The organism is Veillonella parvula (assembly GCF_047241225.1).
In the GTDB taxonomy this organism is placed as follows: domain Bacteria; phylum Bacillota; class Negativicutes; order Veillonellales; family Veillonellaceae; genus Veillonella; species Veillonella parvula_O.
Genome location: NZ_JBKTIE010000001.1, coordinates 575,566 through 596,222, shown reverse-complemented (window position 1 = coordinate 596,222; position 20,657 = coordinate 575,566). Strand labels below are relative to the sequence as shown.

At 36.9% G+C, this 20,657-nt stretch carries 21 protein-coding genes and 1 riboswitch; of the genes, 20 read left to right on the top strand and 1 reads right to left on the bottom strand.

The window, feature by feature from the left end; all coding sequences use genetic code 11:
* Window positions 1-102: 102 nt before the first annotated feature.
* The 6 genes from der (at window position 103) to ACLRYO_RS02750 (ending at window position 4,629) form a co-directional block, all read left to right on the top strand.
* Window positions 103-1,437, top strand: a complete 1,335-nt coding sequence (gene der, locus ACLRYO_RS02775) for a ribosome biogenesis GTPase Der (protein ID WP_008600817.1) — start codon at window positions 103-105, stop codon at window positions 1,435-1,437.
* Entirely contained in the window at window positions 1,437-2,033 is a 597-nt protein-coding gene (gene plsY, locus ACLRYO_RS02770) for a glycerol-3-phosphate 1-O-acyltransferase PlsY (protein WP_004693220.1), read from the top strand. Before der ends, plsY begins: the two co-directional genes overlap by 1 nt.
* A 3-nt stretch (window positions 2,034-2,036) precedes the next feature.
* A complete protein-coding gene (locus ACLRYO_RS02765) occupies window positions 2,037-3,035 on the top strand; it encodes an NAD(P)H-dependent glycerol-3-phosphate dehydrogenase (protein ID WP_004693223.1) in 999 nt (332 codons plus the stop codon).
* 67 nt (window positions 3,036-3,102) lie between these two features.
* Window positions 3,103-3,654, top strand: coding sequence for a 16S rRNA (guanine(966)-N(2))-methyltransferase RsmD (gene rsmD, locus ACLRYO_RS02760; RefSeq protein WP_004693225.1), 552 nt, complete (start codon window positions 3,103-3,105; stop codon window positions 3,652-3,654).
* Window positions 3,655-3,658: 4 nt separating this feature from the next.
* Window positions 3,659-4,150, top strand: coding sequence for a pantetheine-phosphate adenylyltransferase (coaD, locus tag ACLRYO_RS02755; RefSeq protein ID WP_004693226.1), 492 nt, complete (start codon window positions 3,659-3,661; stop codon window positions 4,148-4,150).
* Between the two features lie 11 nt (window positions 4,151-4,161).
* Window positions 4,162-4,629: a hypothetical protein gene (locus ACLRYO_RS02750; protein ID WP_004693228.1), complete on the top strand. Its 468-nt coding sequence runs from the start codon at window positions 4,162-4,164 to the stop codon at window positions 4,627-4,629.
* Window positions 4,630-4,795: 166 nt separating this feature from the next.
* On the opposite strand, the gene ACLRYO_RS02745 is transcribed toward ACLRYO_RS02750, so the two are convergent.
* On the bottom strand, window positions 4,796-6,511 hold the full coding sequence (locus ACLRYO_RS02745) for an NFACT family protein (protein ID WP_205112393.1): 1,716 nt from the start codon (window positions 6,509-6,511) through the stop codon (window positions 4,796-4,798).
* Between the two features lie 127 nt (window positions 6,512-6,638).
* On the opposite strand from ACLRYO_RS02745, the gene ACLRYO_RS02740 reads away from it, so the two are divergent.
* From ACLRYO_RS02740 to ACLRYO_RS02675, 14 genes are all read left to right on the top strand, one after another.
* A complete protein-coding gene (locus ACLRYO_RS02740; protein ID WP_008600822.1) occupies window positions 6,639-7,520 on the top strand; it encodes a YicC/YloC family endoribonuclease in 882 nt (293 codons plus the stop codon).
* 14 nt (window positions 7,521-7,534) lie between these two features.
* Window positions 7,535-7,804, top strand: coding sequence for an extracellular matrix/biofilm regulator RemA (gene remA / locus ACLRYO_RS02735; RefSeq protein ID WP_004695657.1), 270 nt, complete (start codon window positions 7,535-7,537; stop codon window positions 7,802-7,804).
* A gap of 8 nt (window positions 7,805-7,812) precedes the next feature.
* Entirely contained in the window at window positions 7,813-8,442 is a 630-nt protein-coding gene (gmk, locus tag ACLRYO_RS02730; protein WP_004695659.1) for a guanylate kinase, read from the top strand.
* Between the two features lie 4 nt (window positions 8,443-8,446).
* Entirely contained in the window at window positions 8,447-8,662 is a 216-nt protein-coding gene (rpoZ, locus tag ACLRYO_RS02725; RefSeq protein ID WP_004695660.1) for a DNA-directed RNA polymerase subunit omega, read from the top strand.
* Window positions 8,663-8,714: 52 nt separating this feature from the next.
* The gene (gene coaBC / locus ACLRYO_RS02720; RefSeq protein WP_004695662.1) at window positions 8,715-9,920 is read left to right on the top strand and encodes a bifunctional phosphopantothenoylcysteine decarboxylase/phosphopantothenate--cysteine ligase CoaBC; all 1,206 of its coding nucleotides are present in this window, start codon (window positions 8,715-8,717) and stop codon (window positions 9,918-9,920) included.
* 41 nt (window positions 9,921-9,961) lie between these two features.
* On the top strand, window positions 9,962-11,626 hold the full coding sequence (locus ACLRYO_RS02715; RefSeq protein WP_195213233.1) for a SulP family inorganic anion transporter: 1,665 nt from the start codon (window positions 9,962-9,964) through the stop codon (window positions 11,624-11,626).
* Between the two features lie 44 nt (window positions 11,627-11,670).
* Window positions 11,671-11,771, top strand: a riboswitch (SAM riboswitch).
* A 49-nt stretch (window positions 11,772-11,820) separates the two neighbouring features.
* Window positions 11,821-13,011, top strand: a complete 1,191-nt coding sequence (metK, locus tag ACLRYO_RS02710; RefSeq protein WP_004695665.1) for a methionine adenosyltransferase — start codon at window positions 11,821-11,823, stop codon at window positions 13,009-13,011.
* Between the two features lie 62 nt (window positions 13,012-13,073).
* On the top strand, window positions 13,074-15,257 hold the full coding sequence (gene priA, locus ACLRYO_RS02705) for a primosomal protein N' (RefSeq protein WP_278618071.1): 2,184 nt from the start codon (window positions 13,074-13,076) through the stop codon (window positions 15,255-15,257).
* A 13-nt stretch (window positions 15,258-15,270) separates the two neighbouring features.
* Window positions 15,271-15,759, top strand: a complete 489-nt coding sequence (def, locus tag ACLRYO_RS02700) for a peptide deformylase (protein WP_004695669.1) — start codon at window positions 15,271-15,273, stop codon at window positions 15,757-15,759.
* Window positions 15,752-16,762 (top strand): methionyl-tRNA formyltransferase, encoded by a 1,011-nt coding sequence (gene fmt, locus ACLRYO_RS02695; RefSeq protein ID WP_004695671.1) that lies wholly within the window; start codon window positions 15,752-15,754, stop codon window positions 16,760-16,762. The genes def and fmt overlap by 8 nt, the downstream gene beginning before the upstream one ends.
* On the top strand, window positions 16,746-17,540 hold the full coding sequence (locus tag ACLRYO_RS02690; RefSeq protein WP_004695673.1) for a DUF116 domain-containing protein: 795 nt from the start codon (window positions 16,746-16,748) through the stop codon (window positions 17,538-17,540). Before fmt ends, ACLRYO_RS02690 begins: the two co-directional genes overlap by 17 nt.
* Window positions 17,521-18,876, top strand: a complete 1,356-nt coding sequence (gene rsmB / locus ACLRYO_RS02685) for a 16S rRNA (cytosine(967)-C(5))-methyltransferase RsmB (protein WP_278618072.1) — start codon at window positions 17,521-17,523, stop codon at window positions 18,874-18,876. Before ACLRYO_RS02690 ends, rsmB begins: the two co-directional genes overlap by 20 nt.
* 18 nt (window positions 18,877-18,894) lie before the next feature.
* Window positions 18,895-19,941: a 23S rRNA (adenine(2503)-C(2))-methyltransferase RlmN gene (rlmN, locus tag ACLRYO_RS02680; RefSeq protein ID WP_278618073.1), complete on the top strand. Its 1,047-nt coding sequence runs from the start codon at window positions 18,895-18,897 to the stop codon at window positions 19,939-19,941.
* Window positions 19,934-20,635, top strand: coding sequence for a Stp1/IreP family PP2C-type Ser/Thr phosphatase (locus ACLRYO_RS02675; protein ID WP_004697417.1), 702 nt, complete (start codon window positions 19,934-19,936; stop codon window positions 20,633-20,635). The genes rlmN and ACLRYO_RS02675 overlap by 8 nt, the downstream gene beginning before the upstream one ends.
* Window positions 20,636-20,657 lie beyond the last annotated feature (22 nt).

Sequence of the window (20,657 nt, the reverse complement as noted above, 5' to 3'; positions counted from 1 at the left end):
ATATAAGGCTAGCCAAGGTTTCCTTGGTTAGCCTTTTTGCGTACTTTACTTAGTATATGATAAAATATAGTAATGTATTAGATTAGATAATGAGGTGAAACTATGGCAAAACCATTAGTGGCTGTTGTAGGCCGTCCAAACGTAGGTAAATCTACACTTTTTAATGCCATTGTTAATAAACGTATCTCTATCGTTGAAGATATTCCTGGTGTGACAAGGGACCGTATTTACTTCGATGCAGAGTGGTTAAATCGTGAGTTTACAATGATCGATACTGGTGGTATCGAGTTCATTACTGACAATAGTCATGTTATTCCTAAGATGATGCGACTACAAGCGGAATTAGCAATTGAAGAAGCAGATGTAATTCTATTTGTCGTTGATGGTAAACAAGGTATTGTACCTGCTGATGAAGAGGTCGCAAATATTCTTAGAGCTAGTGGAAAACCTGTTGTACTCGTAGTTAATAAGATTGATAGTGTAAATCAAGAACCGAATATTTATGAATTTTACAATCTTGGTTTGGGGGACCCCATTGGTATTTCCGCTAAAAATCTTATGAATTTAGGTGATCTATTGGATGATACTGTAAAACATTTTCCTCCAGTAGGTACTAATGTAGATGATGAAGATACTATTCATGTTGCTATTATAGGTCGTCCAAATGTGGGTAAATCTTCTTTGACTAACGCATTGTTAGGACAAGATCGTGTAATTGTATCTGATGTAGCAGGTACTACTCGAGACTCTATTGATACGTATTGGACTCATGAGAATCAAAAGTTTGTACTTATTGATACAGCAGGTATGCGTCGTAAGTCTAAAATCGAAGAAGCTGTTGAACGATATAGTATTGTTCGTTCTTTGCGATCAGTAGATCGTGCTGATATTGTAGTTCTTGTACTAGATGCTCAAGATGGTGTTACAGAACAAGATAAAAAAATTGCAGGTTACGCTTACGAAGCGGGTAAAGGCGTAGTCATTGTTGTTAATAAATGGGATCTTGTTGAAAAAGATGATAAAACTACATTGCGTTTTACTGAAGATATTTATGATGAATTAGGTTTCTTGCAGTTTGCACCTATCCTGTTTGCTTCGGCTTTAACTAAGCAACGTATTCATCGATTAGCTGATATGTTGAAGTTCGTATCTGAACAACAATATCGCCGTGTATCTACGGGGACGTTAAACCAATTATTACAAGATGCACAAACTGTAAACCCTGTGCCGTCTCGCAATGGTAGAATTCCAAAAATTTATTATATGACGCAAGCTAGTGTTAAGCCGCCTACATTCATTTTATTTGTAAATGAACCAGAGCTAATTCACTTCTCTTATATGCGTTTCTTAGAGAATCGATTGCGTGAGTCCTTTGGTTTTGAAGGAACACCGATTCGTTTAGTATTACGTGGCAAGAAACGGGATGATGAAGACTAATGGATATTTTGATTATTGTATATGCTGTATTATCATATCTTATCGGTTCGATTCCTAGTGGATTAATTATAGGTAAGTTTTTCTTTAATACAGATGTACGGCAATATGGCTCTAAAAATATTGGCGCTACTAATACATATCGTGTTATAGGTCTTAAAGCAGCCTTACCTGTATTTCTATGTGATGCTTTAAAAGGGGCAGCAGGAGTAGTGCTACTCTCACCCTATGGGCCTATGTTTATGATCTTAGGTGGTATTCTTGGAATGATGGGGCATAACTGGTCTGTTTTTTTGGGCTTTAAAGGTGGTCGTGGCGTTGCTACGGGTTTAGGTGTACTTATTGCTCTTTCACCAATAGTAGCATTGATTTGCTTTTTGGTATGGGGTGTTATCGTATACTTCACTAAACTTGTATCTTTAGGCTCTATCATTGCCGCTGCATTAGTACCAGTACTGATGTATTTCACTGGAGAATCCTTCTGGTTTGTTGGCTTTGGCGGATTAGCAGCTTTGTTTGTCATTGTACGTCACTGGGATAATATTAAGCGTCTACTTGCTGGAAATGAGTTAAAAGTAGAGCGCATTAAAAAGGATTAAAGAATGAATGTTGTTGTTATCGGCTCTGGTAGTTGGGGGACGGCCCTTGCTATTAAATCCGTTTTAGCTGGAAATACTACAACTATATATTGTCGTCGTCCAGAATTTGCAGATAAACTTGCAAAAGACTTAGAGAATAAAGACTATTTACCAGGTGTAAAACTTCCAGAAGAATTACAATATAGTTCTGATTTAGAGGCCTGTATTAGTAATGCCGAAGTGGTATTAATGGTTACTCCTTCTGTACATGTACGTACCAGTTTAGAGGCTATTAAACCGTATGCTCATAAAAATCAAGCCTATATTCTATGTTCAAAAGGTGTAGAACGAACCAGTGGCAAACTTTTGACGACTGTGATGAAAGAGGTTCTTGCTACCATAGGGTGTAATTTAGCGGTTTTGTCTGGACCTAATCATGCAGAAGAGGTTGGTCGCAACTTACCTGCTGCATCTGTGCTGAGTACTGAAAGCCTAGAGGTAGCTACAACATTGCAAAAGGCATTATGTAGTCAAAATTTTAGAATTTATGCAAATACTGATATGATTGGTGTTGAACTAGCAGGAGCCACGAAAAACATCATTGCCCTTGCAGCTGGTATTGCAGATGGTTTAGCTTTAGGGGATAATTGTAAGGCTTTACTATTAACACGTGGTCTTCATGAGATGACTCGCTTTGGGGTGGCCTTAGGGGCCCAAAAAGAAACCTATGCTGGTCTTGCTGGTATGGGGGATTTGATTGCTACTTGTATGAGCCCACATGGTCGTAACCGTGCGGCTGGTCAAAAACTAGCCGAGGGTAAGACTATGGATTTTATTGTTAATCATACTAATATGGTTGTAGAAGGATTTTTCGCAACAGAAATTATTTATACAATGGCTTGTAAACATCAAATTGAAATGCCTATAACGAAGGCTTTATATGAGGTTTTATACGAAAAAAAATCTCCATCCATAGCATTAGCTGAGTTGATGGGGCGTGATATTAAAATTGAAGTATCATAAATAAAAGATACTTTTAATTTGGTTATTTATATACTATAATTAATGAGTATAATCTTGTGAGGGTTGTATGCGAATTATTGGCGGAACTGCTAAGGGACATGCTATAAAAGCACCTAAAGGATTAGATACTAGGCCTACACTTGATCGTGTTCGTGAAAGTGTATTTAATGTATTAGCCAATAAAGGTATATTTGGTTCTGATATACTAGATATATTTTCTGGCACTGGTGCAGTAGCAATTGAAGCCTTAAGTCGTGGTGCAGCACATGCAGTAGCAGTGGACTTTAAAACGGGAAAACTAATTTTAGAGAATGCTAAACATTGTCGTGTGGATGATCGGTTAGAAATTATTCCGAGGAAACTTTCACAATTAAAAAATTATATAGTAGGGCGACAGTTCGATTATATATTTTCTGACCCGCCATATGAAAATGGATTTATACAAGATACCATAGATTTGGTTGTGAACTATGATTTGTTAAAACCTGAAGGTGTTTTATTATTAGAACATCATAAGGATGAGGTTTTTACCTTACCAGAATCATGGGAATGTATAAAAGAACAGAAATTTGGTTATACGTTGGTTTCCTATTTTGTAAAGACAGCCGAAAGGAGCTAAACCTGTGCGTATAGGTGTATGTCCGGGTAGTTTTGACCCAGTTACTAATGGACATGTTGATATTTTTGAACGGGGCAGCCGATTGGTTGATAAATTAATCATTGCTGTCAGCTCAAATCCGAATAAAAATTCCTTATTTTCTATGGAAGAACGGGTTGAGATGATTCGAAATTCTGTCAAACATATTCCTAATGTTGAAATTGATTGTACAGGTGGCTTACTCAATGAGTATGTTAAATCCAAGAATGCTACTATTATTATTCGAGGATTACGTGCATTGAGCGACTTTGAATATGAATTTCAGCGCGCATTATTTGCAAAATATTTGGATGATGACATTGAAACAGTATTTATTATGACAAATAACAAATACTCTTTTGTCAGCTCCACGGGTATTCGTGAACTAGCTAAATTTGGTGGTAAGCTAGATGGTCTTGTTCCGGATGATGTTAAGGAAAAACTTGAAGAACGCTTTAATACGGTCCATAATAAATAGGGGTGAATTGTATGAAAACAGAAAAATTATTAGAAGATTTAGAGGTTCTTATTGAATCTAGCAGCCGTATTCCTATGACTACAAAACGTATGGTTGAGGAAGACGAAATTATGCGTATTATTGATTCTATTCAGGAATCCTTACCTTTGGAACTTGAAGAATCTCGTCGTATTGTAGCAGATAAAGATAAAGTGTTAGCTGATGCTCAACGTCAGGCTGAAACTTTGATTGATCAAGCTAAAGACTACATTGCTAAATTGACAGCTGAAAGTGAACTTGTAAAACAAGCTCAAGAACAAGCGAATCAAATTATTAATGCAGCAAATCAATCCTCTGATGAGTTGAAAGCTAGTTCTATTCAATATGCTGGTGATGTTCTTAAATATGTTGAAAACAACTTGGAAAAAACATTGGAAAGCTTGCGTCAAAATCGTGAAAGTTTGAAACAAACTGAACAACGTACAGAAGAAAACCAATAGTTTAAACAAAGGCTAGATATCATATTATATCTAGCCTCTTTTTTTATATTTTAAATTCCATAGAAAACTTAAGATAAGTAATATCAATTTTCAGATCAATATGTAAAAAATAATGTGAGCGAAATAATAAACCAAAAATAAAAGCGAAGGGATACCTTCGCTTTTATCATTCTCTATAGTTTTCTGGCTTTTTCGGCTCCACAATCATAGTTTGATGGGTATTAAAAATAACAAATCCCAAAGGAGATCCAGGTGGCTTTTTGATATTTTTAATGTATGTATAATCTACCGGGACCTTACTAGTATCACGAGCTTTACTGAAGTAGGCTGCATATTGAGCTACTTTAGATAGAATCATATCGTCTGGCTCAACATTGAGTCTTAAAATAAGGTGCGAACCTTGGATATCCTGTGTATGGAACCAAATGTCAGTTGGCTTTGCAAATCGGTGTGTTAAATATTCGTTTTGTTGATTGTTACGACCGATGAATATTTCACCTTCATCAATTGTTAAGTGAATGTAGTTAGATTTGCCAAGCTTGTAAGATAGTGGTTTTTTTGATTTTTTTATGATACCTGCATCCATGCATTCTTTGCGTATTTCTTCTAAGCTTTCACGAGTTGTGGCTAAAGAGATGCTGTACAGAATAGATTGTAAGTATGCTAGTTTTGTAGTACTAGCATTGAGTTGGAACTCGCCACTAACCATACGATTTTTTAGTTTTGTATAAAGCTTATAATACCATTGTGCATTTTCAACAATCGTTAAGTTTGGCTTTAAAGGAATCGTTAACATTTCATTTTCTTCGGAAAGAAGATTTTGTAATTCAATAGAAGGCTCATATTGCACTTGAAGGTGTGCATTTATCATTAGAAGATCACCATATAATTTATAGGTTTCCATTTTCTTAGTATCTTCTAATTCATCTTTGATCTTTTGATGGCGACCTTCTTCCTTTTTGATGGCTGCTGTTAAGATTTTTTCTAACTCTTTATCAGCTGTATAAATTGCCTTTGTATTATGAATAGATTCCTCTAAGGCTTCAGAAATAGTGTTGTATTCTTTTAATACCTTATAGTTATGTAATAAAATACTTGTGTAAGCTTTTTTATTGTTATCGTTGACTAAAGTAAATAAACCTTTGCTATTTTCGAGTTTTACCTTGAGGTCGTACAAGGCTTTAGCAAGTGTATCTAGTTGAGAAGTATCTAAATCAGTTATGATTTCTTCACCACTTAATTTGGAAATATATAAAAGCTCATCCAATAAAGGTTTACCAAAACCGTTAAAGATAGCTCGAATAGATTGCTGCACAGAGCCATTACCAAAGGAAGTAAGTAGATTTTTTATTTCATTATTATCAAAGTCCATTAAACTTACGCGATTAGCATTAGGTGGTAAATCATACTGTATTTTTGGACTAATAATACGTTCACGGTTCATGAGAGGGGAGACGTGAATTAAGGATTCTAAAATAATACCGTCTTGTACGAAGATACAGTTGGAATATTTGCCCATTAATTCAATATAAATATATGTACTCGTAATAGAACCGTCCATTTCTAGTTTATCCGTTTGGATACACATGATACGGTCACCGTTGATTTGTTCCACCTTTACGATGCGGCTACCTTCAATATGCTTTCGTAAGAACATGCAAAGTGAGCTTGGTTCTTTTGGTAGATCTTGAAGTGGTTGGCTAAGATACATTGCTGGTGTGGCACCTACGGTAATAATTAAGTTTTGGTCTTCGTTAAGTGCTCGAACTTTAAATAATAATGTAGTTTTATCTATTTGATATAGTTTTTGTATTTGACCTGTTTGTAGTCGCTCGTTTAATTCTTTAGCGAGTACAGACATGGTAAGTCCGTCTAAATTCATAGTACTCCTTTCAAATATATTTAGAAGTATAGTTTAGTATACCATAGTGTACATATAATTCTTAGTATTTAAACACGGATTGTGTAATTCGTGGTACAATAATAAAAACTACTAAGGAGGATGATTTATGAAAAGTATGACCGGTTTTGGTTCTGGCACAGCAACCAAAGATGGCATTACCTGTACGGTAGAAATTAAGTCCGTAAACGCTCGCTTCTTGGATCTGTTTATTCGTAGTCCAAAACAAATGAATCCTTTTGAAAGTACTATTCGTGGAATGATACAAGATCGTATTACTCGTGGTAAGGTTGAGGTATCAGTTTCTATTTTAGATGCAGGGGAGCGACCTAAAACTTTTACTATTAATAGTGTATTGAGAAAACAAATACAAGAGTTGTTGGTACAAGAAGAATTCTATGATGATTCAAAAAAGGTACCTTTACAAGCTGTAAATTCGATTTCTACCGAATGGGTTCAACAACAAGATACACCAATTGCAGAAGATGTTCTATTAGATATTGTGAAAGAAGCTACGACTCAAGCATTAGATGCTTTAATAGCAATGCGAACTGCGGAAGGTCAACATATCAAGCAGGATTTATTAGATCGTATCGATACACTTGAAAAGATCATTACTAAAATTGACACTAATAAATCTGGTGCTGTAGAAGCATATCGCGAACACATAAAAACTAAAATTCAGGAATATTTAGTTTCTTTAGAAGCGAGTATTAGTGAGGATCGTTTTATACAAGAGATTGCTCTATTAGCTGATAAGACGGATATTACGGAAGAGATTGTCCGATTTACCTCTCATGTGGTACAATTAAGAAATACACTTGCAGATACAAACTCAATCGGTCGTAAGGTCGATTTTATTTTGCAAGAAATGAATCGTGAAGTAAATACAATCGGATCCAAAGCAATGGATTCGATTATTACTGAGCTTGTGGTTCAACTTAAATGTGAGTTAGAGAAAATTAGAGAACAAGTACAGAATGTAGAGTAATAGGAGGTCTATGAATGAGTATTCAATTACTGAATATAGGCTTTGGTAATATGGTATCTGCTAACCGTGTTATGGCTATTATTAGTCCTGAATCCGCCCCTATAAAGCGGATGGTTCAAGATGCTAGAGACAAGGGATTGCTCATTGATGCCACATATGGTCGTAAGACACGTGCTGTATTAGTTATGGATAGTGGTCAAATTGTATTATCTGCAATTCAACCTGAAACCGTAGCACATCGACTTGTGCAACATGATGTGGATGTAGATACAGTGGAATCATAGGAGTGCATATGTCAGACAGAGGATTATTAATCGTTATATCCGGGCCATCTGGCGCAGGTAAGGGTACGATTTGTGCGAATATTCGTAAAGAAATGCCTAATTTAGTTTATTCCGTTTCTATGACAACCCGTGCTCCACGTGTGGGTGAAAAGGAAGGAATTAACTATTTCTTCCGCTCTAAAGAGGAATTTGAGTCTTTACTTAGTGAAGACGCATTCTTAGAATATGCTAAGGTATATGATAATTACTATGGTACTCCAAAACAACATGTAATGGATTTATTAGATGATGGGAAAAGTGTACTATTAGAAATCGATATTCAAGGCGCTATGCAGGTTAAGGAACGTTTTAGCGATGCTGTATTTATTTACATTGTACCGCCGTCACTATCTGAGTTATCTGAACGTTTACATAATCGTGGCACAGATGCTAAAGAAGTCATTGATAAACGATTGTCATTGGCTTGTTCAGAATTGGCCTTAGCTCATCGTTATGACTATATCGTTGTAAATGATGATTTAGCAGAGGCTTCTGAAAAGGTTGCTTCTATCTTGCGAGCTGAGTCTTGTAAGATTAGTCGTAATAAAGAGCAAATTCAATATATTTATAAACAATATCAAGAGTCTAAGGAGAAGTGATAGTATGATGGTAAAACCTCCATTAAAAAAATTGGAAAGCCAAGTAGATAGCAAATATACATTGGTGACTTTAGCGGCTAAACGCGCTCGCGAATTAACAGATGGCGAACCTTGCTTAGCAGAATCTACACATGCGACTGACAAGCCTGTATCTTTGGCATTTTATGAAATTGCTGAAGGTGAAGTGACATATAAACGCACTAAAGAAGGCATTAAATAAAAAATCAATTCCTTGTATCATTGATACAAGGAATTTTTAAAAGGAGAAGAACATGCGCGGAAAACATATCATTGTCGCAGTATCTGCAGGTATTGCAGCGTATAAGGCAATTGAAGTGGTAAGCAGACTTCGTAAAAAAGGGGCTGAAGTAAAGGTTGTAATGACACAAAATGCAACGCATATTGCGTCACCTTTAACATTTGGCGAAATCAGTGGACATCCTGTAGCTCTAGACATGTTTGAACAAGTTCATCAGTGGGATGTAGAACATATTGCACTGGCCACTTGGGCAGATGCATATGTAGTTGTGCCTGCAACAGCAAATGTGATCGGAAAAATTTATGCAGGCATTGCTGATGATATGTTAACTACAACAATTATGGCTACCAAAGCACCTAAGTACCTTTGTCCTGCTATGAATACAGAAATGTATAATAATCCTATTACTCAACGCAATTTAGAAGGATTACGTTCTTTGGGCTACCATATTATGGACCCTGCAGAAGGTTGGTTAGCTTGTGGCATCACTGGTGTAGGACGTTTACCGGAGCCCGAAGCAATTGTGGATTGGCTAGAATCTAAAATGTGCAGCACCAATGAGCTTGAAGGTACTACTATACTTGTTACAGCTGGCGGAACACAGGAGAGTATTGATCCTGTTCGGTATATTGGAAATCGTTCTAGCGGTAAGATGGGATATGCCATTGCAGAACAGGCTGTACGCATGGGGGCTAAAGTGATATTAGTAAGTGCTCCCACATCCTTGCCTATACCAAGTGGCGTAGACTTTATTTCTGTAGATTCTGCGGTATCTATGCAGGAGGCTGTTGAAGCTCGTTATAATGATGTTAATGTAGTTATTATGGCTGCCGCTGTTTCTGATTTTAGAGTCCTTCATAAAGCAGAGCAAAAAATAAAGAAAATGGAGTCTATGACCATAGAACTTGTAAAAAATCCAGATATTCTACAAGGGTTGGGCTCTAAAAAAAATCATCAAATTCTTGTTGGTTTTGCGGCAGAAACAGAACATGTAATCAAGTATGGTCAGGATAAAGTGGCTAGAAAAAATCTAGATATGCTTGTGGCCAATGATGTAAGCAAATCGAATGCAGGTTTTAATGTAGATACGAATGAAGGCTATTTTTTATATCCCGATAAAGAGCCTAAAGAAATGCCTAATATGAAAAAATCTGAACTTGCTCGACATATCCTTAGAGAAGTTATTGATTTAGTAGCAAACAAAGCTGACATAAATTAATTCTTGTGTGTGTTGTTTTAAGAAGGGTGTGTTTTTCTTACATGTTTGCTATACAAAAAGCATATTTAGACGGCTCATTAGGAAAAGGAAAATGGAGTAACAATATTATTGCTGGATTGGTCGTAGGGGTAGTGGCTCTGCCTTTAGCAATGGCCTTTGCTATTGCTAGTGGAGTTACACCGCAAGCGGGCATTTATACGGCAATCATTGCAGGTATATTTGTATCCTTGTTTGGTGGCTCCCCTGTTCAGATTGCGGGCCCTACAGGGGCATTTATCGTTCTATTGAGCAGTATCGTTGTCAATTATGGCTTTGAAGGTTTACAAATTGCGACCATGATGGCAGGGATTATTCTGGTTTTAATGAGCGTTGCAAAGTTAGGGACAGTCATTCGGTTTATACCCACACCTGTTATTATGGGTTTTACAGCAGGTATTGGTGTTACAATTTGGGTAGGGCAATGGCCATATTTCTTTGGATTTCCACCGTTGCCTTATATGGCTCATTTCCATGAAAAATTATGGGCTATGATTCAGTCCTTACCATACTCTGACTTACCTACATTGGGGATTGCGCTCTTAAGCTTAAGTCTACTGTTAGTTTTACCTAAAATCCCATATATTAATAAAGTTCCAGCTCCCATTGTAGCTATGATTGTTGCTACGGTTATTCAAGCTATCTACCAATTTCCTACGGTTTTAACCATTGGTAGTGCATTTGGTGGTATACCTCAAGGTTTGCCAGAATTTTCTATACCAAAATTGAGCTTTGATAAAATCTTATCTTTAATCGGGCCGGCTTTTACAATTGCCATGCTAGGCGCTATTGAATCCTTATTGTCTGCAGTTGTTGCTGATGGTATGAGTGGCACCAAGCATGAATCTAATACTGAATTATTTGGACAAGGATTAGCTAATATATTTGCGCCATTGTTTGGTGGAATTGCATCAACCGGTGCTATTGCGCGAACTGCTACAAATATTCGTCAAGGTGGTAATTCTCCGGTGGCAGGTATTGTTCATGCCATTACATTAGGTGCCATTCTTTTATTTTTAGCCCCATATGCAGTGTATATTCCGTTGGCATCTATGGCAGCCATATTATTTGTAGTAGCCTACAATATGAGTGATGTACCACGTTTTATACGAATGCTTATTCTCGCACCTCGTCCAGATCAAATAATATTATTGCTTACCTTTTTCCTGACTATTTTTACGGATTTAGTAGTAGCTGTAAATGTAGGTGTAGTACTTGCAGTGTTGCAGTTTATGCGCAAAATGGTTAATACAATTGATGTGCATGAAGCAAGTAGTGCCGAATTATCAGCACAGATTAGGCATGAGATTACAATCCATCCAGAAATAATGGTATACACTGTAGAAGGCCCATTATTCTTTGGTGCTATAAGTGCATTTGATAGAGCGTTAAACTCTATACATAAAGATCCTAAATATTTAATCATTCGTTTTGTAAAAGTACCATTTGTAGATTTAACGGGTTTACGTATTTTACGAGGTATTATTGAAGAACTTCAAAAAAGAGGCATAGAAGTTTTGCTTAGTGATGTGAGTTACGATATACGTAGAGAGATGTATAAATCTAATTTCTTGGATATTCTGGGCCGTCATCATATGTATCGTCAGTTTGAAAGTGCCCTTCATAAGGCTGAACATGATTTAGCTTTAAAAGAGGCAAGAGAGGTATAATAATGACTTGCTTTCTCACTGTAAATACACTATAATATTTCTGTAACTCATCAAGAGTAGTGGAGGGATAGGCCCTGTGAAGCTACAGCAACCATTCCAAGCGGAAAAGGTGCTAATTCCTATGACAAATGTCGTTAGATGGGAGGGTCTCTCATGAGTGCATGAGAGACTTTTTTTCGTATTAGGAGGATAAAATGGCTGAAAAACATATGTTTTTTACTTCTGAATCTGTTACTGAAGGCCATCCAGATAAAATAGCTGACCAAATTTCTGATGCTGTTTTGGATGCGATTATTGAAAAGGATCCAACTGCTCGTGTGGCTTGTGAAACTTTAGTTACTACTGGTTTAGTTCATGTAGTAGGTGAAATTTCTACTCACACATATGTAGATATTCCTCGCATCGTACGTGATACAATTCGTGAAATTGGTTATACTCGTGCAAAATTTGGTTTTGATTGTGATACTTGTGGTGTACTTGTATCCATCGATGAACAATCTGCGGATATCGCCATGGGTGTTGATGAAGCACTTGAATCAAAAGATGGCAATGGTGAAGTGCTTGATAAAATCGGTGCTGGTGACCAAGGTATGATGTTTGGCTATGCATCTAATGAAACACCTGAACTCATGCCTTTGCCAATTTCCTTGGCACATCGTTTATCTCGTCGACTTACAGAAGTTCGTAAGGATGGGACCTTAACTTACTTACGTCCAGACGGTAAGACTCAAGTTACTGTAGAATATGTTGATGGTAAACCTAAGCGCATTGATACAATTGTTATTTCTACGCAACATAGCCCTGAAGTTACCCAAGAACAAATTAAAGCCGATTTGAAGCGTTATGTAATTGACGCAGCGTTGCCTGCTGAATTCGTTGATGAAAATACTAAATACTTCATCAATCCAACTGGTCGTTTCGTAATTGGAGGACCTCATGGAGATGCTGGTTTAACTGGCCGTAAAATTATTGTAGATACATACGGTGGTATGGCCCGTCATGGTGGCGGTGCATTTTCTGGTAAGGATCCATCTAAGGTGGACCGTTCTGCAGCATACGCAGCGCGTTATGTAGCTAAAAATGTTGTAGCAGCAGGTCTTGCTGATAAATGTGAAGTGCAAGTTGCTTATGCAATTGGGGTTGCTCATCCTGTATCTATTTTAGTTGATACTTTTGGTACAGGTCGCATAGAGGAAACAAAAATTCAAGAGCTTGTTAAAAAACATTTCGACCTTCGTCCAGCAGGAATCATTGAAATGCTTGATTTGTTAAAGCCTCATTATCGCAAAACTGCAGCGTATGGTCACTTTGGTAGAACTGATGTGGATTTACCTTGGGAACGTACAGATAAAGCACAAATTCTAAAAGAAGAAGCTGGCTTATAATACAAAAGGTCTTGGTAGAATTTCTACTGAGACCTTTTATAATAAACGAAAGGAAAAAATGTATGCGCGTAGCACAAGTTATAATTAACAGACCGGCCAAACAACTTCATAAACCTTTGAGCTATTTAATGCCTGAAAAGTTTGGTAATGTCTTACCTGGTACGCGCGTACTCATTCCTTTAGGACATAGTCGTGAAGAAGGCATTCTTATTGGTTACGACGAGTTAGTTGAGCCACCAGAGTTCACTTTACGAAATATTGTGCAAGTATTAGATAGCGAACCTTGGTTTACACCGGAAATGATGGATACGGCCCGCCGTCTAAATGAGTATTATTTATTCTCTTATGGCGATGCATTGCGATTGTTTACAGTGAATAAGACATTAAAATCTTACGAGGCACCAAAGGAAGAATGGTTAGTAGTCATGCCAGAATTTTCGGTGGCACAATTTAGTGAACGAAAAAAGAAGCAACGAGAATTAGCAAAATACTTACTTGAAGTGGGCGGAGCATCTAAGGCATTACTACTAGCTAAAGGCTATTCTCGTATGGTCATTAAGCAAGTGAGTGAAGCTAAAGGTATTGTCGTTGAAGCTCGTTTTAAAGCCACAAAAACAACATTTGATGAGCTTTTAACAGAAGAAGTTAATATTCCTCTTACTGAAGCTCAACAAGCTGTATATGGACCAATACAAGATGCAATGAATAGCCATGAACATAAAACCTTTTTACTTCATGGTGTCACTGGTAGTGGTAAGACTCAATTATATTTACGTGCTACAGCAAGATGTATTAGTCAGGATAAGACGGCTATTATTTTAGTACCTGAAATTATATTGACTGATCAAATTGTGAAACGATTTGTAGAAACTTTTGGTGACGAAGTCGTAGTATTTCATAGTAAATTGACGGTACAACAACGGAACAATAATTGGGAGCGTTTGCGCCGTAAGGATAGTCACATTATTATTGGCGCTCGTTCTGCCGTATTTGCGCCAGCTGAGGATATCGGCCTTATTGTGGTCGATGAAGAACATGATCCATCTTATAAACAAGAGGATATGGTTCGGTATCATGCACGTAACGTGGCATTGTGGCGTGCTGAGCCACATGGTTGTCCCGTTATTTTAGGTTCTGCTACACCATCTGTTACTTCGTACTATAAAGCTAAGCAAGGGGAGTATCATTTACTAGAATTGCCAAATCGCATTTTTGAGCAACCTATGCCGAAGGTTACTATAGTAGATATGAAGGAAGAAATTCTTCATGGAAATTACTCCGTTTTTTCTGATGCCATGAGTCGCTTAATTCAACATACATTAGATGAGCATAATCAAATGATTATTCTGTTAAATAGACGCGGTTATAGTACTTTTGTTATGTGCCGGGATTGTGGGGAAACTATTATGTGTCCTCATTGTGATGTAGCTATGGTTTATCACCAAGCTGGTGAAGAATTGCGTTGTCATTATTGTGAACATCATGAACCAATTCCAACTGTTTGTCCCAAATGTAATAGTAAGAGGATTAAGTTTTTTGGTTCAGGCACACAAAAGGTAGAGGAAGAGTTACGTCGTCACTTTAAATCGGCCCGCATTGCTCGTCTTGATCAAGATGTGACAAAAAATAAGCAATTAGCAGAAGATATTTTACATGACTTTGGGGCTCATAAATATGATATTTTGTTGGGAACACAAATGGTATCTAAAGGACATGACTTTAAAGATGTAACAGCTGTTGGTATTTTAACAGCCGATTCAGTTTTGAATATTCCTGTTTATACAGCTTCAGAACGAACTTTTGATTTACTTACTCAAACCTCTGGACGTGCCGGTAGGGGTGAAAAACCGGGTAGCGTTGTAATACAAACATATAATCCTTTAAATTATGCTATAATAAAGAGTAAGGCTCATGATTATATAGGCTTTTACAATGAAGAAATTCAAAACCGTAAAGCTTTAGGATATCCTCCATTTCGCGAAATGATTCATATGGTTGTGCGTCATCAAGATATGAAAACATTAGAGTCTATAGCAAATCGTATTGTCGATGACTTGGAGTCTTATAAAGGAAATCAGGATATTTTGATTAATGGTCCTTATGAAGCGCCTATAAAAAAAGTGCGCGATATGTATCGTTTAGCTATTATGATTCGCGGTACAGATTTAACGAATTTGAAAGAATATATATATAACTCATGGATTTTCACGCAAGAAGGACTGCTGATTGACGTGGATCCCGTGTAGTGTAGGAGTATCAATGGCTGTATTAGATGTTGTGAAAGCAGGTCATCCCGTTTTAAAACAAGTGGCGGAACCTGTAGAACATGTTAATAAAAAACTTAGAGCCCTTATCGATGATATGGCTGAAACTATGTATAAGACTGAAGGGGTTGGTCTTGCAGCACCTCAAGTGGCTGTAGCTAAACGTATTATCGTTGTAGATGACCAATCTGGTAGTGGTCTTATTGCGCTAATTAACCCTGAAATCACTCATGCTGAAGGTTCTCAAGTTGGACCTGAAGGATGCTTAAGTGTGCCAGGATATTTCGGAGATGTGGAACGATTTAATAAAGTCACTGTTAAAGGTATTGATCCACATAATAAGAAGGTAACTATAAAAGCTGAAGGTTTTTTGGCGCGTATTTTCCAACATGAAATTGATCACTTGGAAGGTCATTTGTTTATTGAAAAAGCAACTAACTTACGATTAATTACTGATCATCCAGAGGAGAAAGAAATTGTCTGATAATAAACAATTACGCATCGTTTTTATGGGGACACCAGACTTTTCTGTGCCTACCTTAGAGGCTTTGATTCAAGCTGGTCATTCTATTGTCGGTGTGTATTGCCAGCCTGATAAACAAAAAGGGCGTGGTAAACAAGTTCAAATGCCCCCTGTAAAAGTAGCTGCTTTAGAGCATGACTTGCCTGTATATCAACCAGTCACTTTGCGTGATGAACAAGTGAGAGCCGAATTAGAAGCATTACAACCAGATGTAGTGATTGTTATTGCGTATGGTAAAATATTACCTCCTTGGCTTATTCGATTGCCGCAATATGGTTGTATTAATGTTCATGCCTCTATTTTACCTAGTTATAGAGGCGCTGCGCCAATTCATTATGCAATTCTTAATGGAGACTCTAAAACGGGTGTTACCATAATGCATATGGATGATGGCCTTGATACAGGTGATATCATTGACATTGTGGAGATAGATATTTTACCCGGTGAAACGACAGGACAGTTATTTGAACGTATAGCTGTACTGGGGGGTGAAACTATAGTGCCTGTATTAACTCGTTGGGTTAATGGAGAAATTGTGGCTACACCACAAGATGATTCAATGGCTACACATACTACTAAGATTACAAAGGAAATGGGGCAGATCGACTGGTCTAAGCCGGCTAATGAAATTGCAAATCTCATTAGAGGACTTAATCCAGCACCTGGATGTTATACATATCTCGATGGAAAACGTTTAAAAGTATGGTCTGGAGAAGTGGTTCCCAGTGATACGACTCACTGTTTGATAGATGTCCATGGTAAACATGTACCAATTGCTATATCAGCCACAACTGTGCCTGGTACAATCGTATCTAAAATAGCCGGTTTAGGTGTATTTTGTGGTGATGGAAATATAATTCTATTAACAGAAGTCCAACCAGAAAATAAAAAACGCATTTCTGCAATTGATTTTATAAATGGTCATCAAATAAAGGAAGGTATCGTTTTTGGGGACTCAATATAAGCAGTACGAAACGTATCCGTTATACTTGATTTTATCAACTATTACATGTGCTTTGCTCACAGCAGTACTAGCCTTTCTAATGTATATATTAGAACCAGGACTTTTACAATTGCATCCATTTGCATCAATTATAAGTAGTGTAGTTATATCTATACTTATTGCTATTATATGGATTTTGTGCTTATCTTTAATTGTTGCTAGCACAGGTATTATAAGGTTACATCCTATTGTTTTAAGACTAGCCAATCAGTTTATTTATGGATTATTTCCATTAACTTTGGCGATTGGTAAGGTGAGAGGGGTTACTAAGGATCAACTCCGCCAGTCTATGATTGATTTAATCAATCATTTAGTAATGCTAGATATGTATACGGTAGATCCAGAACGTATATTATTATTAACTCCTCACTGTTTACAAGAAAGTTCGTGTGTTCATAAGGTTACACATGATGTATATAATTGTAAGCAGTGTGGGCGATGCCAGGTTGGTAATTTGTTGCAAGTGGCTAAGGACTATGGTTGTCAATTTATAGTTGTCACTGGAGGCACCTTAGCGCGGATGAAGGTAAAGGAAGCACGCCCAAAAGCTATTGTAGCAATAGCTTGCGAACGAGATTTAGCAAGTGGAATGGCTGATGTATTTCCCATCCCAGTTATTGGGGTATTAAATGAACGTCCTAATGGGCCATGTTGTAATACAACAGTCGATTCTGAACGTGTTCGAGCAGTAGTAGAACAATTGATTGGTAGGAATAGTAATGATAGAGGTAAAGACTAATCAACAACAAAATATTCGATTGCTCGCTGTAAAAGCATTGAGTGAAATTAATCGCAATGGTGCTTATGCAAATATAAAGTTGCAAGAGTATTTACAGAAATATCATCTATCCGATTTAGATCGAAGATTCTTTACTGAACTTGTATATGGAGTCATTCGTAGAAAAAATTACTTGGATGCTATTATTGTTCACTTTGCAAAGCGACCCTTAAAGAAACTATCTTCTATGGTTGTGGAAATTCTTAGACTTGGTATTTATCAAATTATCTATATGGATAAGGTTCCTGAAAGTGCGGCTGTTAACGAATCTGTTAAACTCGCCAAAAAGCTAACTAGAGGTTTATCTGGTTTTGTAAATGCTGTTTTACGTTCGGTTTTACGTGAAAGTAATAGCATTTCTATCGGTGAATTAGCTAAGTCCGAAGCTGAAGAAATTTCCTTTATCTACAATCAACCATTATGGCTTGTCAACTTATGGATAAAAGAAATGGGAAAAGATAAGACCGTAGATCTTTGTTCTTGGTTTAATGAACAACCTCGTTTGACGGCTCGCATAAATACAGTGAAAGTATCTATTGAGGATTGTTTAAAAGAATTAGAAGATTTAGATTGGATTGTAGAACAGGATACATATATTCCTGAAGTAGTTTATATTGATGGACATCAAGGTCATTTAGAAAAAGCTAAACCTGTTTTAGAAGGTCATATTACTTTTATGGATAAAGCATCTATGTTAGTAGCCCATGTGGTAGATCCTCAACAAGGAGAGCATATCTTAGACTGTTGTGCTGCACCAGGTGGCAAGTCTATGCATATGGCAAGTCTTATGAATAATACAGGAGCTATTATGAGTTGTGATATTTACGACCATAAATTAGAACTGATTAATCAAAATGCTGAGCGATTAGGTGTATCTATTATTTCTACTAAGCTTCAAGATGGTCGTTATCTTCCTGATAATTGGAAAGAACAATTTGATCGCGTCTTAGTTGATGCTCCTTGTTCTGGTCTAGGTATATTACAAAAGAAATTAGACATGCGTTGGCGTAAAACAGAGTCTTTACTTATTGAGTTGCCGCCGTTACAACTTGAAATATTAGAAAAAGCCTCTGAAATGGTTAAGGTTAATGGATATTTAGTATATTCCACATGTACTATGAATAGTGGTGAAAATGAAGCTGTTCTAAATAAATTCTTGGCAATTCATAAGAACTTTATCATCGATCCTGTATCATATAAAGGGGCACCACAAGCTATAGATGGTATGATTACAACCTATCCACCGCGAGATCATATGGATGGTTTCTTTATGGCTCGCATGAAACGCTTATCATAATATAAGAAATGGAGCACCATGATAGAATTATTGGGTAAGTCTTTAGAAGAATTACAATCTATCTTTAAGACCCATAATATACAAAAGTTTCGAGCGAAACAATTAATTGACTATATCTATCATAGATATATTTTTGATTTTGAAGACATGACACAATTCCCGAAAGACTTACGTCAATGGCTAGGTGACAATTGTGTTATTTCTTTACCTACATTAATTACAGAGTCTATTGCCCCTGATGGAAAGACTCGCAAAATACTTGTAGAGATGTCAGATCAAAGTCGTGTGGAAGCAGTTTTGATGGAGCAACACTATGGGTATTCTGTATGTGTTTCCTCTCAAGTGGGGTGTGCTATGGGATGTGTATTCTGTGCTTCTACACAAGGTGGCTTATACAGAGATTTAACAATCGCTGAGATTATTGGACAAGTTGTCATATTTGGGGCTCTTACTAAAGAGGAAATACACTCTGTTGTCGTTATGGGCGCAGGGGAGCCTTTACAAAATTATGATAATGTATTACAAGCATTACAACTACTACATGATCCTATAATTTGTAATATTAGTTATCGTAAGATGACGATTTCCACTTGTGGTTGGGTTCCTAATATTTATAAATTAGCTGATGAAGGTTTGCCAATTACCTTAGCACTTTCATTACATGCTACAAATAATGAAGTTCGTCGTAGTATTATGCCCGTTGGGGCACGTTATGAATTGACGGAAGTATTAGATGCGGTAAAATACTATTATAATACGACACAGCGTCGTGTTACCTTTGAGTATATTCTTATAGATTCTGTAAATGCATCTATAGATGATGCTCATGCTTTGGGGAAAATCTGTAAAGATTTCCCAAATTGTCATGTTAACTTGATCCCAGTTAATGGCAATGAACATATTGAATTATATAAACCATCTATTACGAATATGAATACATTTAAAGACATCGTTAGTTCCTATGGCGTATCAGTAACGGTACGAAAGGAAATGGGCGATGCAATCCAAGCCGCATGTGGACAGTTAAAGGCTGCTCATGGTCGGAAAAAGGAGAATCATGAATAATTTTGTTGGTTTAAGTAAAATTGGGCTTGTACGCCAGCGTAACGAGGACCGTTTTTTCATTGATGGCCATATTTGTGCTGTTACTGATGGCATGGGTGGTTATAGCGGTGGTGAAATCGCAAGTACCTATGCTGTAGATGAAATAAAAGAATATTTGTCCTCCCTTGAAACGATAGGTCAACAAGACTTATGTGATGCTATCATTCACGCTAATCAACGTATTGTAAATCGCGTTGCTTGTGAAGAACGACTTGCTGGTATGGGTACTACCGCTGTAGTTACAGCTATAAATGGTAATCAACTTTACTGGGCAAGTGTTGGTGATAGTCGTTTGTATGTATATAGAGATGGTCATTTACGACAAATTACTACGGATCATTCTATGGTACAAGAATTATTAACAGCTGGAGAGATTACAAAGGATGAAATGCTAAATCACCCTCAACGTAATTTATTAACTCGTGCAGTCGGTGTTGATGAAATCTTAGAGGTTGATAGTGGTGTAGAGTCTATTCTTCCCGGTGATCGTATTTTACTTTGCACTGATGGATTAAGTGGCTATGTATCTGATGATGTAATTGCCTCTGCATTACAATCAACAGATGATGATATGTTGGTTATTGAATCATTGATGGAAGCTGTATATGAAGTCGGAGCAGGAGATAATGTGACCATTGTGGTGGGAACAATCTAATCTAGAAATGGAGAAATAATGA